This window comes from Bacillus sp. Bwzl_19, from assembly GCF_054900515.1.
Map to the genome: position 1 here is coordinate 1354961 of NZ_CM142729.1, position 12439 is coordinate 1367399.

Sequence of the window (12439 nt, forward strand, 5' to 3'; positions counted from 1 at the left end):
GTGAGGATAACAGATATTCAAACAGGACGGATATCCGTGCCGCTGAAAAAACCGTTTAAGACCGCTTTGCGCACGGTTTACAATGCTGAATCGGTCATTGTGAAGATTACATTTGACAACGGTCTGACCGGCTGGGGCGAGGCGCCGCCGACGGTTGTTATAACAGGCGACAGCGCAGCAAGTATCGAAAGCGCCGTTTGCGATGTACTGAAGCCCGCTCTTTTAGGCCGGAACATTTCTGACAGGGAAGCAGTTTTGTATGACATCAGCCGGCTTTTGGTAAGAAATCAAAGCGCAAAGGCCGCGGTAGATATGGCTGTATATGACGGATGGGCGCAAATGCACGGGCAGCCGCTTTATCAGCTTCTCGGAGGTTATCGGAATACGATGGAAACAGATTTTACCGTCAGCGTCAATTCTCCTGAGGAGATGGCAGGGGATGCAGACCGTTATGTGAACAAAGGATTTCATATTTTAAAAATAAAAGTCGGCATAGGTGACATATCAGACGATATCGCGCGGATTCAGGCGGTCAGATCACGTGTCGGCGCAACCGTCAAACTGAGACTGGACGCGAACCAAGGCTGGACGCCGAAAGAAGCCGTGACCGCGATCCGAAAGATGGAAGACGCCGGACTTGGCATTGAGCTGGTCGAACAGCCTGTTCATAAAGACGATATCGCCGGGCTGAAACGGGTCACAGATGCCGTAGACACACCGATTATGGCGGACGAGAGCGTCTTTACGCCCCGTCAGGCCTTTCACGTACTGCAAACGAGAAGCGCCGATTTAATCAATATTAAGCTGATGAAAGCGGGCGGCATAAAGCAGGCGGAAACCATCAATGCGATGGCGGAAACGTGCGGCGTGGAATGCATGGTCGGCAGCATGATTGAGACGAAGCTCGGCATTACCGCCGCAGCCCATTTTGCAGCGGGCAAACGGAATGTTACAAGGTTTGATTTTGATGCGCCGCTTATGCTGAAAAATGACTTCATAAAAGGCGGCATCACATACAGCGGCAGTCAGATTACGATCCCGGATGAACCGGGTCTGGGCATTACCGGCGTGTCGATACAAGAGGAGGCGAAACAATGAGAGCAGCCGTTACAGCGGCGGCAGCCAATGTATGGACGCTGCCGTCATCTCCCCGCCCGTATGATGCACCGGTGCTCGAAAACCCGCCGCAAATCAGAAAATGGCTGGCGTCTATGGGATATGAAGAGCGGCTTCAACTATGCACAGACAACCTTGTCCAAACGCAAGTGCTTTTCGGGGAAGAAGTGATCATTCTCAAAGAGGAGGGTGAATGGGCTTTTGTTGCCGTTCCCGGCCAGCCTTCAAAAAAGGACGCGCGCGGATATCCTGGCTGGGTGAAAAAAAGCCAGCTTTCAAAAAACAGCTTTCCCACATCTTCTCCTGCCGTATGGATTACCAAACCGACATCTTTTTTATATCACTCAAACGGCGAACCGGATCTTGAAGTGAGTTTCTTAACGCGTCTTCCGGCAGCCGGACGTGAAAATGGCTTTTTCCGGGTGGCGACGCCGCTCGGAGAACGATTCGTAAAGGAAGCTGACGCAGACGAATTCCGGCATAGGAAAGGGCGGGCAATAGATATCATCGAAACAGGCATGATGTTTCTCGGGCTTCCTTATTTATGGGGTGGACTGAGCGGTTTCGGGTTTGACTGCTCCGGATTTATGTATTCGGTATTTAAAGCAAACGGTTATGCCCTTCCCCGTGATGCGCAGGACCAAGCAAAAGCTGGATTCGGCGCTGCGGTAAACGATATCCGGCCGGCTGATCTTTTGTTTTTCGCCTATGATGAAGGACAAGGCGCGATCCACCATGTCGGTTTGGCGCTGGGAGACGGCCGGATGCTGCACTCCCCGAAAACGGGAAAAACAATCGAAGTGCTGCCTTTGGAAGGAACCGTCTATGAAAAGGAATTATGCATCGTACGCCGCTGTATCAGCGAAAAGGGGGAATGAATATGACAGCGTCTCCGCTCCTTGAAGTCAGCGGGCTGAAAATGCATTTTGACGCAGGAAGAAAGAAAGCCGTAAAAGCAGTCGACGGTGTCAGTTTTCACATTCAAAGAGGGGAAACATTCGGACTCGTCGGAGAATCGGGGTGCGGTAAATCGACGCTCGGAAGGGTTATTCTTCGTCTGTACGACCCGACGGCCGGTTCGGTATCATATGAAGGGACGGACATACACCGTGCCGCGCCAGATCAGCGGTCGGTCTTATTCCGCAAGCTGCAGATGATTTTTCAAGACCCTTACGCCTCGTTAAATCCGCGCCTGACCGTACGGGAAATTATTATGGAGCCGATGGAAATCCACAATCTTTACAATACCCGTAAAGCCCGTCTGATGATGGCGGATGAACTGCTTGAAGCTGTCGGACTCCATCCGGATTTCGGCAGCCGGTACCCCCACGAATTCAGTGGCGGACAGAGACAGAGAATCGGGATTGCCAGAGCACTTTCTCTGCACCCCGAGTTTATCGTGGCGGATGAGCCGATTTCTGCGCTTGACGTGTCCGTACAGGCACAGGTCGTCAACCTTTTAAAAAGGCTTCAGAAGGAGAAAGGGCTGACATTTTTATTTATCGCTCACGATTTATCAATGGTCAAGCATATCAGCGATAGGATCGGCGTGATGTATTTGGGGCGCATGATGGAAATCACAGAAAGCGCTGCGCTTTACAAGGAACCGCTTCACCCTTATACGAAGGCGCTTTTATCTTCAATTCCGATCCCTGATCCGCTTCTTGAGGACAAGCGTGAACGGATTATTCTGAAAGGGGAGCTGCCGAGCCCAGTTAACCCGCCGAGCGGCTGTGTTTTCAGGACGCGGTGCCCTGAAGCGATGGAGCTCTGCGGTAAAGTTACGCCTGAGCTTGAGGAAGTGAAGACGGGACGTTTTGTCGCCTGTCACTTATACAAAAAAGAAAGCTGACTTTAAATCGTCAGCTTTCTTTGTGATTAAACCTGATGCAGAAATGACACGCAGACCGGATACGGAACCGGTACGTCAGATTGAAGCAGAGTCAGTCTGCCCGTTTCCGGATCGCGTTCAAACAAAACCAGATTTCCCGTTTCTTCATTTGACGCGATAAGGAATGTTTCGGATGGATCAAACGCGAAATCACGCGGCCAGTTTCCTTCTGTCGGCACCCATTCAACAAGAGACAATTCCCCGGAATATTGATTGATCTTAAAGATGGCGATGCTGTCATGCCCGCGGTTGGCGGCATAAAGAAATCTGCCGTCTTTAGATATGCGGATCGCGCTGCCCTGAGATTTGTCAGTAAAGCCTTCAGGCAAAGCGGAAATGACCTGAAGCTCTCTGAATTCACCTAAGGTCGGATTGTATTCAAGCGCGATGACTTCATTGCTGATCTCCGTCATGACATAGGCGTATTTTTCCGCCGGATGGAAAACGATATGGCGCGGCCCTGAACCGGGTGCGAAAGAATGGGTTTTTACCTCTGTGAGCGCGCCGTTTTGCATTTGGTAAGTATACAGCGTATCCGTCCCTAAATCGACGGCTGCAATGTAATTATGCTCAGGTGTAAAGCCTGCGAAATGAGTATGCGGTTTCTCCTGTCTTTCATGAGGACCGGTCCCCGTATGAGCTGCTTCAGCTGCAGGCTCCTGCAGGCTGCCGTCCTGATTGACAGGGAAGGCGTGCACTTTTCCGCTGTGGTAATTAGCGGTTAAAACATATTCATGTTTACTATCAATGCTGACGTGGCATGGAGACGGGCCTTCAATCAGCTGGTGGTTCACAAAAGTTAATTCGCCGGTGTTCTGATTGATTTGATAGGCTGCGACGCCGCCTTTTCCGTCTGCTTTTTCAATGGAATACAGCATGCTGTTATCAGAGTTCGGTGTGACGTATGTCGGGTTGCCGAGCTTTGCAGCAAGCTTCGGCTGGCTGAGCTGTTTCGCTTCTGTATCAAGTTCAAAACAATAAATGCCTTCGCTGCCGCCTTTTGTATATGTTCCCGCGTATCCTATGTACTTAGCCATTCGGTTTCCCCCTTTAAGTCTTGTCTTCTCTATATTAACGTATCTTGAAGGAAACTGCCTTGTAAATGTTTAAGATGTTCTGACAAGCGGGAGGGTGCAGCAGCGGAAGGAACCGCCCGATTTGATAATTTCGGAAAACTCGGTTTCAATGACTTTATATCCCCTTTTTCTGAGCTCTCGGTTCGTATGACGGTGCTGCGGCAGGCTGATAATTGTCTGATTGCCGATGGACAGGATATTCGGTCCGAGCGTAAATTGTTCTTCTTCAGGCACTTCTATCATCTCAAAACGTTCGGCAAGAAGATCAATTTCTTTCTGCCGTAAGCCATTTTTGCAGTATAGCGCCTCCGTTTCCGAGATCATATTAAACACACAGTCCAAATGTAAGAAATCCTCCTTAAGAGGGATCGGCACGACGGTCATTTCCGGCAGCGCCTCCTGCAGCTCCCGGACAGCCGCTTTATCCGTGCGCTCGCTCAGCCCGGCATAAACGGTGCCGTCTGCGATCATGACGTCGCCGCCTTCAATGTTCGCTTTGCTGATTCGCGTATAAGGGATTTTCTCATCATCAAGCAGGTGTTGAAACACCTTTTCTTCTCCCTGCCGGACTGAAGCCGCCATGCTTGAAATAAACGCTGTTTCTCCTAAGACAAATCCGATATCCCGGGTGAATACCTGCTCAGGCAATTCGGGATCGGCAGGCAGCAGGACGACTTCAATCTGATGGGATTTTAAAATGTCAATAAACTCATTATGCTGTTTGAGGGCGGTGGAGATGTCAATATTTTCTTGTTTAAAATGTTTTTGTGTTCCGTTAATAATATCTTTGATGGCCATGTGTTCCGGCCGGCATAAAATGACTGTCTTCAAAGCATCATATTCACTGCGGCATGCCGGTTTTGGCGTGGATTTGGGAATGGATACGTGCATGTGATAGCCTCCTATCGATATTCAATGTGCGTTTATTATTCCCGGATGTGATGAATAATGAAACATTTCTGACAGAATATCTAACCAACTTAACATTTAAAATTTTAGACAAAACGGTAAAAGTATTGTTTAATAGGTGGTAGCAGATGAATGAGTCGAAACGACCAGACACCAAAGGGGAGTTTGAATAATGAAGTTGCCAGAATCAAGATTTTGCAAAGAAACAAGGGTAGTCAAAACAAGCAGGGTTTTTCCGCTTGATACCAATAACCACAATACGCTGTTTGGCGGAAAGCTGATGAGCTACATTGATGATATCGCTTCAATTTCCGCGGCCCGCCACTGCCGGTGTGAAACCGTCACGGCCTCAATGGACTCTGTAGATTTTTTGCGCCCGATCGGCCAGCAGGATTCCGTATGCCTTGAATCCTACGTCACATGGGTCGGAACATCGTCTATGGAGGTGTTTGTCAAAGTCATTAAAGAGCATCTGATGACTGGGGAACGCGAGCTTGCGGCAACGTCATTTCTGACCTTCGTCGCGCTCGATTCAAACGGGAAATCGGTGCCCGTTCCGCGGATCGTGCCGGAAACCGAGGAAGAAATCATGCTTCACAATACGGCCGTTCAGCGCGCCGGAGAACGAAAAAACCGTTTAAAACACAGCAAGGCCCTGGCCGAGGCGCTCGGGACAGATAAGCCTTGGTAATCGTCAAACCGCTTTTTTAAAAAAGCGGTTTTTTTACGCTGAAAAAGGACTTTTCCTGCCGGATCCATAATCTAATACAGGGAAAGGAGACGTGGCGTGTATGATGAAGCATAAGTCTTCCGGCACCATCCTGACAACCAGGCGTATCCGCCTGCGCACCATGCGGGATGACGATGAAGAGAATTTGTACGGGCTGTTTACCGATAGAGAGGTCATGAAATATTATCCTTCTCTTAAAAGCAGACGGGAAACGAAGGAATGGATTGCCTGGAACAAACGATTGGCCAAAGGATACGGCGTGAGTCTTTGGATCGCAGAAGATAAAGAGACGGGTGCATTTCTCGGTCAATGCGGAATCGTTCCGCAGACGGTAAACGGAACCGCGATGATGGAAATCGGTTATATGTTTGCCCGCCGCCATTGGGGCTGCGGCTATGCGACAGAGGCTGCGAAAGCCTGTCTGACATACGGTTTTCAAACAAAGCAATACGGACGCATAGCGGCGCTGATCGATCCGGAAAACCTTGCTTCCGTCCGCGTCGCGGAAAAAATCGGCATGGCAGCCGGCGAGACCGTTAACAAATGGGAGAGGCAGCTGACGGTTTTTGACATCACATCTGACATTGAACGTTTCAGCGAAATGTAGTATGATACGAACAGACATGTTTTCTAGGGTTCCGCATGTTCACACATGGCCTGGTCCGAGAGAAAACACATATGCGGACATATTCCCGCATATGCACACGGAGGGAAAAAAGCCCGGGAGAGTCAATCTCATGTGAGACGACTATCCGGGCTTTTTTGTATTGTCCGAAAACAGAAAGGGTGAAGAACATGAAATGGGGTTTAGTGGTCTTAGCGGCCGTATTTGAGGTTGTATGGGTCATCGGCCTGAAACATGCAGATTCGGCGCTGACGTGGAGCTCCACAATTGTGGGCATCATCATCAGTTTTTATCTATTAATCAAGGCGACTAACAGCCTGCCCGTAGGAACGGTATATGCGGTCTTTACCGGTCTCGGGACAGCGGGCACCGTGCTGAGTGAAATCTTGCTTTTCAAAGAGCAGGCCGATCCGGTGAAAATCGTGCTGATCGGCGTTTTGCTGATCGGTGTCATCGGATTAAAGCTGGTCACACAGGATACGCCTGAGACGAAGGAGGAGAAGTCGTAATGCATTGGATCAGTCTGATAGCCGCGGGTCTTTGTGAAATGCTCGGGGTCATTTTGATGAATCAATTTCAAAAAGAAAAGAAAGTCAAATGGATTCTCTTCATTATCGTCGGTTTTGCGGCTTCATTTTCGCTGCTTTCTTATGCGATGGAAACGATCGCGATGGGAACGGCCTATGCAATCTGGACGGGTATCGGCACGGCGGGCGGCGCGTTAGCCGGTATTCTTTTCTACGGAGAGCAGAAGGATGCGAAGCGCATCTTTTTCATTGCGCTTATTTTATGCGCTGCCGTAGGATTGAAAATTCTTTCGTAAATTGATTTTTAACAAATCTTCAGTATAATCTATAATAAGTTACGAATTATGAAGATACGAGGGATTAAAACATATGAATTCATATATGACACAGCGGCTGAATGACTACCGCGAAGGGAATGAGGAAAAAGGGCGCCTGCTCGTCAGCTGCCCCGACCAGCCGGGAATTGTATCGGCTGTGTCCGCGTTTTTGTTTGAACATGGCGCAAATATTATTGAATCAAATCAATATACGACTGATCCTGAAGGCGGCCGGTTTTTTCTTAGAATTGAATTCGACTGCAAAGGCATTCGGGAGAAAAAAGAGGACTTAAAGCAGGCGTTCGCTTTAATCGCCCAAACATTCGGCATGACATGGAGCCTGTCTCTGGCAAGTGAGCTGAAGCGCGTGGCGATCTTTGTATCGAAGGAGCTGCACTGTCTTCATGAACTCATTTGGGAATGGCAAAGCGGCAATATGATGGCCGAAATTGCGGTTGTCATCAGCAACCATGAAGAGGCGAAAGAAGTGGTTGAACCGCTGAATATTCCGTTCCATTACATGAAGGCTAACAAAGACATCCGCGCGGAAGTTGAGCGGCGCCAGCTTGAGCTTCTGGAGCAGTATGAGATTGATGTGATCGTTCTTGCCCGCTACATGCAGATTTTGACGTCTGACTTTGTATCCGCACACCCGAATCGGATTATTAACATCCACCATTCATTCCTGCCGGCCTTTATCGGAGCTATTCCGTATAAACGGGCTTATGAGCGCGGAGTAAAATTAATCGGCGCGACATCTCACTATGTGACGGACGACCTTGACGAAGGCCCGATTATTGAACAGGATATTGAACGCGTCGATCACAGAGATCACGCAGAGGATCTGAAGAATATCGGCAGAACCATTGAGCGCAGCGTATTGGCAAGAGCCGTAAAATGGCACTTGGAAGATCGCGTCATCGTTCACGAAAACAAAACGATCGTATTTAATTAATAGCGGTCCGCCGGGGAGGCGGGCCGTTTTTTATGGATGAAAATGTCTTGACAAGAACTCGTTTTCTTTGCATAATATAAAAAAATCATTGAGCGTTGAAGAGGATCAGTACGCAGAACTTTCTGTGACAGAGAGCAAAATGGCCCGCTGAAACATTTTGCCGCATGAAACCTGCCGAACCTGCCTTGGAGTCCTGAGGGGAAAACTCAGGCGCGATAACCTGGCGTTACAGGAAAGCGGGACGCGTGCAAAACGCGTTCAAACAAGGTGGTACCACGGAAAGCCCATTTCGTCCTTATTTTTCAGGATGGAATGGGCTTTTTTATTTGATGAGCCGGTTTGGATTGATTGCCACGGAGGAGAAACTATGAAAAAGCAGAGAATTGTTGTGAAAATCGGGAGCAGCTCGCTCACAAACAGTAACGGAAGTATTGATGAAGCCAAAATCAAGGAGCATACGGAAGCCATTTCATTATTAAAAGAAAACGGGCATGAAGTAATCCTTATTACCTCAGGCGCGGTGGCAGCGGGTTTTTCCGCTCTCGGCTATCCGTCGCGCCCCGTTACAATAAAAGGAAAGCAGGCAGCCGCCGCGGTCGGCCAGACGCTTTTAATGCAGCAATATATGGACCATTTAAAAAGATACGGTCTGACGCCGGCGCAAATTTTATTAACAAGAAATGATTTCTCAAAAAGAGAGCGGTACAGAAATGCGTATGCCACGGTAATGGAATTGCTGGAGCGGGGAGTCGTGCCGATTATTAATGAGAATGATTCCACATCAGTCGAAGAGCTGACGTTCGGAGATAATGACATGCTGTCGGCGCTTGTGAGCGGCCTGATTCATGCAGACCAATTAATGATTCTCACAGACATTAACGGCCTGTACGATGCCAATCCGAATGAAAATCCTGACGCAAAGCGGTTTGATTATTTGACTGACATTACACCTGAATTGCTCGGGTATGCCGGTTCAGCAGGCTCGAAAGTCGGCACCGGAGGCATGAAGTCAAAACTTCTCGCTGCCCAGACCGCGTTGTCGCTCGGAGTTAAGGTGTTTATCGGGACCGGTGCCGGACGGGAAAAACTGAAGCTGATTTTAGATGGTAAAGGCGACGGTACATATATCGGTGATAAAGAGCTGTCCTCCGTTAATAATACACGGCAATGGATCATGTTTCATTCTCCGATATCAGGGGAAATCATCATTGATGGGGGAGCGGAGCAGGCGATGATCCATAACGGCTCAAGTCTCCTTCCGGCCGGTGTCGCCGATGTCTGCGGCAGTTTTCCGAAAGGGGCCGTAGTGGAAGTCAGAGGTCCCGTCGGCATCATCGGCAAAGGGCAGACGCATTACTCATCCGATGAGATTTTGGAAGCCAAAGGGAAGCGGAGCGATCAGCTTCCGGGCGCGAAGCAGGTGGAAGTGATTCACAGAAATGATTGGGTGAATTTATTTGACGAGGGGGAAAACAAATGAGTGAAGTATTGCAAAAAGCTGCCTTGGCAAAAGAAGCGGCTGCCGAAATGGTCATGAAAACGACCGCTGAAAAAAACGAAGCGCTCCAATGTATTGCAGACGGGCTCAGAAATGAACGCCAGCTGATTTTAACAGAGAATCAGAAAGATATTGAAGCGGGACAGAAAAGAGGACTGACGCCTGACATTATTGACAGGCTGACTCTTGACGAAAAACGCCTGCTCGATATCGCGGATGCTGTAGAACTATTAATCGGTCTGAAAGATCCCGTCGGCGAATCTTTGGAGACCATTCAAAAAGAGAATGGATTATCCATTGAAAAAATCCGCGTGCCCCTCGGAGTAGTGGGCATGATCTATGAAGCCAGACCGAATGTTACAGTAGATGCTGCCACACTTTGCCTGAAAACCGGAAACGCGGTTGTGCTCAGAGGAAGTTCGTCAGCTATCCACAGCAACAAAGCACTTGTCAGTGTGATGAAACGCGCACTGGGACTGTCAAAGCTTCCGATTGATGCCGTTCAGCTCATAGAAGATACAAGCAAAGAAACCGCGAAACAGCTCTTCACATTAAATGACGGGCTGGATGTATTGATCCCGCGCGGCGGCAAAAATTTGATTGATCTGGTGGTCAGGGAATCAACCGTACCCGTGTTAGAAACCGGAGCGGGCAATTGCCACGTGTACATAGATGAGTCAGCAGATCCTGATATGGCCAGAGATGTCGTCATCAACGCCAAAACACAGCGGCCTTCCGTCTGCAATGCGATTGAATCTCTTTTGATCCATGAAAAATGGGCGGAAGAACACGGACGAAAGCTGCTGAATCAGCTGACAGAAAAAGGGGTGGAGCTTCGCGGAGATCAGATGATTTGCGAGCTGGAGCCTAATGCGAAACAAGCCGAAGAGGCCGATTGGGGAGCTGAATACCTGGCGCCGATTCTCAGTGTAAAAACGGTGCATGACGTACAGGAGGCGGTCCGTCACATTCAGCAGTACGGCACAAACCATTCAGAAGCCATTCTGACGGAAAACGGTGAGAATGCCGCTTACTTCCAGACAGCCGTTGACGCCGCCGCCGTGTATCATAATGCTTCCACACGGTTTACAGACGGCTTTGAATTCGGGTACGGAGCCGAAATCGGCATCAGCACGCAAAAGCTTCACGCGAGAGGACCGATGGGGCTTCCGGCGTTAACATCTACAAAAATCATTATCAAAGGAAACGGACAAATCCGCGTATAGTCTTTTTAAGCTTATCCTTGAAAAAGGGTAGGCTTTTTTTGTGCGGGGAGATTGACGATTCACATTATATTGTGTACAATTAAATTGTAAACAATATGATAGAGGTGAATTCACATGACAAAACCATTATTTACAGCTACAGTATCAGCCGCCGGCGGACGGGAGGGAAAAGTCTCGTCTTCTGACGGTGTGCTGAACCTTGATGTTGCCATGCCGGGAACGCCAAGAGCAAAACGGCTCGAACATGCCACAAACCCTGAACAGCTGTTTGCTGCAGGATACTCTGCCTGCTTTGACAGCGCCCTTCAGCTCGTAGCGAGAAAAGAGCGCCTGAGTATTGAAACAGAGGTCACAGCGCATGTCAGTCTGCTGAAAGATGAAGCAGACCAAGGATATAAACTCGGCGTTACCCTCGAGGTCAAAGCATCCGGCATTAATAAAGAGGAGCTTGAAGCACTTATTCAAAAAGCGCACGGTGTCTGCCCGTATTCAAAAGCGACAGCGGGAAATATTGAAGTAAATCTTCTAGCAGCAGAATAAAAACAAGGATGCCCATTCGGGGCATCCTTATTTTACGTCGTGCAATGTTTTCAAAACCTCATAAAGCGCCTGCTTTACCTGCTTTAATTCCTCTTTTGACAGTCCCGTCTGTTCCAGCATCGCAATGGGAATATCCGCCGCCGTTTTCTGCAAGGCGCATCCTTCATCTGTCAATCTGATCGTCACAGAGCGCTCGTCTTCAGGCGACCGCTTTCTCATAATGATTCCGCGCTGCTCCATCCGTTTCAGCATCGGTGTCAGCGTTCCGGAGTCCAAGTGCAAAAGTTCACCCATCCGTTTTACATTCAGTTCTTCGTGCTCCCATAATAAGAGAAGCGCCAAGTATTGCGGATAGGTCACATTGAGCTTATCAAGCAGCGGTTTGTACCGTTTCGTCATTTCTCTGGAGCTTGCATACAACAAAAAACAAAGCTGATTCTCCAGTTTCATATGTTCAAATTCTTTTTCTGCCATAATTTCTTTCACCAACTCTTTGTTTGTTAACGTTACCCCTATTGTAGCCGAAAAAAGGCACATTTCCTATTCCAATCATGTTTAAAAATATGAGCAGGGGCAATATATACAATAAGCACAATGAGGAGGCTGATAATTATGGCATTATTTACTTCAAAAGCGACCGCAGTCGGCGGACGGTCAGGACATATTAAATCCGAAGACGGAGTGTTGGATTTTGACATCATCATGCCGAATGCAAAAAAAGACGGTGAAACCGGCACAAACCCTGAACAGCTGTTTGCGGCAGGATATGCCGCCTGCTTCGGGGGAGCGCTTGAGCTCGCCGCCAAAAAACAGAACATCGACATGACCTCTGAAATTGAAGGACAGGTCAGTCTTTTAAAAGATGAGAGCGACGGCGGATACAAAATCGGCGTAACGCTCGTCATCGATACAAAAGACCTTGATAAAGAAACGGCGGAGAAGCTTGTACACGCCGCTCACGAGTTCTGTCCGTATTCAAAAGCAACAAGAGGAAATGTTGACGTCAAACTTGAACTCAAATAATGCACG

The 12439-nt window shown here is 48.6% G+C and carries 15 protein-coding genes, 1 riboswitch and 1 other annotated feature; of the genes, 12 read left to right on the forward strand and 3 right to left on the reverse strand.

Annotated features, from left to right (window positions below; translation table 11 throughout):
* Genes ACW5MY_RS07225 through ACW5MY_RS07235 form a run of 3 tightly spaced genes read left to right on the forward strand, consistent with a single transcriptional unit; the run spans position 1 to position 2968 of the window.
* Entirely contained in the window at positions 1–1098 is a 1098-nt protein-coding gene (locus ACW5MY_RS07225) for a mandelate racemase/muconate lactonizing enzyme family protein (protein ID WP_013351981.1), read from the forward strand.
* Positions 1095–1994, forward strand: coding sequence for a C40 family peptidase (locus tag ACW5MY_RS07230; protein WP_013351982.1), 900 nt, complete (start codon positions 1095–1097; stop codon positions 1992–1994). The genes ACW5MY_RS07225 and ACW5MY_RS07230 overlap by 4 nt, the downstream gene beginning before the upstream one ends.
* Positions 1995–1996: 2 nt before the next feature.
* A complete protein-coding gene (locus tag ACW5MY_RS07235) occupies positions 1997–2968 on the forward strand; it encodes an ABC transporter ATP-binding protein (protein ID WP_013351983.1) in 972 nt (323 codons plus the stop codon).
* Between the two features lie 26 nt (positions 2969–2994).
* On the opposite strand, the gene ACW5MY_RS07240 is transcribed toward ACW5MY_RS07235, so the two are convergent.
* Positions 2995–4044, reverse strand: coding sequence for a lactonase family protein (locus ACW5MY_RS07240; protein WP_013351984.1), 1050 nt, complete (start codon positions 4042–4044; stop codon positions 2995–2997).
* A 69-nt stretch (positions 4045–4113) separates the two neighbouring features.
* The gene (locus ACW5MY_RS07245; RefSeq protein ID WP_013351985.1) at positions 4114–4974 is read right to left on the reverse strand and encodes a dimethylarginine dimethylaminohydrolase family protein; all 861 of its coding nucleotides are present in this window, start codon (positions 4972–4974) and stop codon (positions 4114–4116) included.
* Between the two features lie 190 nt (positions 4975–5164).
* Here ACW5MY_RS07245 and ACW5MY_RS07250 point away from each other — a divergent pair, with 190 nt between their 5' ends.
* From ACW5MY_RS07250 to ACW5MY_RS07285, 8 genes are all read left to right on the forward strand, one after another.
* Positions 5165–5683: an acyl-CoA thioesterase gene (locus ACW5MY_RS07250; RefSeq protein ID WP_003154772.1), complete on the forward strand. Its 519-nt coding sequence runs from the start codon at positions 5165–5167 to the stop codon at positions 5681–5683.
* Positions 5684–5783: 100 nt separating this feature from the next.
* A complete protein-coding gene (locus ACW5MY_RS07255) occupies positions 5784–6329 on the forward strand; it encodes a GNAT family N-acetyltransferase (protein WP_013351986.1) in 546 nt (181 codons plus the stop codon).
* A gap of 12 nt (positions 6330–6341) precedes the next feature.
* A riboswitch (guanidine-I (ykkC/yxkD leader) is annotated at positions 6342–6451 on the forward strand.
* A 66-nt stretch (positions 6452–6517) separates the two neighbouring features.
* Positions 6518–6856, forward strand: coding sequence for a DMT family transporter (locus ACW5MY_RS07260; RefSeq protein ID WP_014472577.1), 339 nt, complete (start codon positions 6518–6520; stop codon positions 6854–6856).
* Positions 6856–7170: a DMT family transporter gene (locus ACW5MY_RS07265; protein ID WP_003154765.1), complete on the forward strand. Its 315-nt coding sequence runs from the start codon at positions 6856–6858 to the stop codon at positions 7168–7170. The genes ACW5MY_RS07260 and ACW5MY_RS07265 overlap by 1 nt, the downstream gene beginning before the upstream one ends.
* Before the next feature lie 73 nt (positions 7171–7243).
* Positions 7244–8146, forward strand: coding sequence for a formyltetrahydrofolate deformylase (gene purU, locus ACW5MY_RS07270; RefSeq protein WP_289394301.1), 903 nt, complete (start codon positions 7244–7246; stop codon positions 8144–8146).
* A gap of 86 nt (positions 8147–8232) precedes the next feature.
* Positions 8233–8446 (forward strand) — a binding site (T-box leader).
* 67 nt (positions 8447–8513) lie between these two features.
* Positions 8514–9626: a glutamate 5-kinase gene (proB, locus tag ACW5MY_RS07275; protein ID WP_462061802.1), complete on the forward strand. Its 1113-nt coding sequence runs from the start codon at positions 8514–8516 to the stop codon at positions 9624–9626.
* The gene (gene proA / locus ACW5MY_RS07280) at positions 9623–10870 is read left to right on the forward strand and encodes a glutamate-5-semialdehyde dehydrogenase (RefSeq protein WP_013351990.1); all 1248 of its coding nucleotides are present in this window, start codon (positions 9623–9625) and stop codon (positions 10868–10870) included. Before proB ends, proA begins: the two co-directional genes overlap by 4 nt.
* 114 nt (positions 10871–10984) lie before the next feature.
* Entirely contained in the window at positions 10985–11410 is a 426-nt protein-coding gene (locus ACW5MY_RS07285) for an organic hydroperoxide resistance protein (RefSeq protein WP_013351991.1), read from the forward strand.
* Positions 11411–11437: 27 nt separating this feature from the next.
* Here the strand turns inward: ACW5MY_RS07285 and ACW5MY_RS07290 are convergent, their stop codons facing one another.
* The gene (locus ACW5MY_RS07290) at positions 11438–11947 is read right to left on the reverse strand and encodes a MarR family winged helix-turn-helix transcriptional regulator (protein WP_013351992.1); all 510 of its coding nucleotides are present in this window, start codon (positions 11945–11947) and stop codon (positions 11438–11440) included.
* Between the two features lie 75 nt (positions 11948–12022).
* Here ACW5MY_RS07290 and ACW5MY_RS07295 point away from each other — a divergent pair, with 75 nt between their 5' ends.
* Positions 12023–12433: an organic hydroperoxide resistance protein gene (locus ACW5MY_RS07295; protein ID WP_013351993.1), complete on the forward strand. Its 411-nt coding sequence runs from the start codon at positions 12023–12025 to the stop codon at positions 12431–12433.
* Positions 12434–12439 lie beyond the last annotated feature (6 nt).

Coding starts and splice junctions, on each gene's coding strand:
- ACW5MY_RS07285 (WP_013351991.1), top strand. CDS start 10,985: ATGACAAAACCATTATTTACAGCTACAGTATCAGCCGCCGGCGGACGG.
- ACW5MY_RS07235 (WP_013351983.1), top strand. CDS start 1,997: ATGACAGCGTCTCCGCTCCTTGAAGTCAGCGGGCTGAAAATGCATTTT.
- ACW5MY_RS07260 (WP_014472577.1), top strand. CDS start 6,518: ATGAAATGGGGTTTAGTGGTCTTAGCGGCCGTATTTGAGGTTGTATGG.
- purU (WP_289394301.1), top strand. CDS start 7,244: ATGAATTCATATATGACACAGCGGCTGAATGACTACCGCGAAGGGAAT.
- ACW5MY_RS07245 (WP_013351985.1), bottom strand. CDS start 4,974: ATGCACGTATCCATTCCCAAATCCACGCCAAAACCGGCATGCCGCAGT.
- ACW5MY_RS07255 (WP_013351986.1), top strand. CDS start 5,784: ATGATGAAGCATAAGTCTTCCGGCACCATCCTGACAACCAGGCGTATC.
- ACW5MY_RS07250 (WP_003154772.1), top strand. CDS start 5,165: ATGAAGTTGCCAGAATCAAGATTTTGCAAAGAAACAAGGGTAGTCAAA.
- ACW5MY_RS07265 (WP_003154765.1), top strand. CDS start 6,856: ATGCATTGGATCAGTCTGATAGCCGCGGGTCTTTGTGAAATGCTCGGG.
- ACW5MY_RS07230 (WP_013351982.1), top strand. CDS start 1,095: ATGAGAGCAGCCGTTACAGCGGCGGCAGCCAATGTATGGACGCTGCCG.
- ACW5MY_RS07295 (WP_013351993.1), top strand. CDS start 12,023: ATGGCATTATTTACTTCAAAAGCGACCGCAGTCGGCGGACGGTCAGGA.
- ACW5MY_RS07240 (WP_013351984.1), bottom strand. CDS start 4,044: ATGGCTAAGTACATAGGATACGCGGGAACATATACAAAAGGCGGCAGC.
- ACW5MY_RS07290 (WP_013351992.1), bottom strand. CDS start 11,947: ATGTGCCTTTTTTCGGCTACAATAGGGGTAACGTTAACAAACAAAGAG.
- proA (WP_013351990.1), top strand. CDS start 9,623: ATGAGTGAAGTATTGCAAAAAGCTGCCTTGGCAAAAGAAGCGGCTGCC.
- proB (WP_462061802.1), top strand. CDS start 8,514: ATGAAAAAGCAGAGAATTGTTGTGAAAATCGGGAGCAGCTCGCTCACA.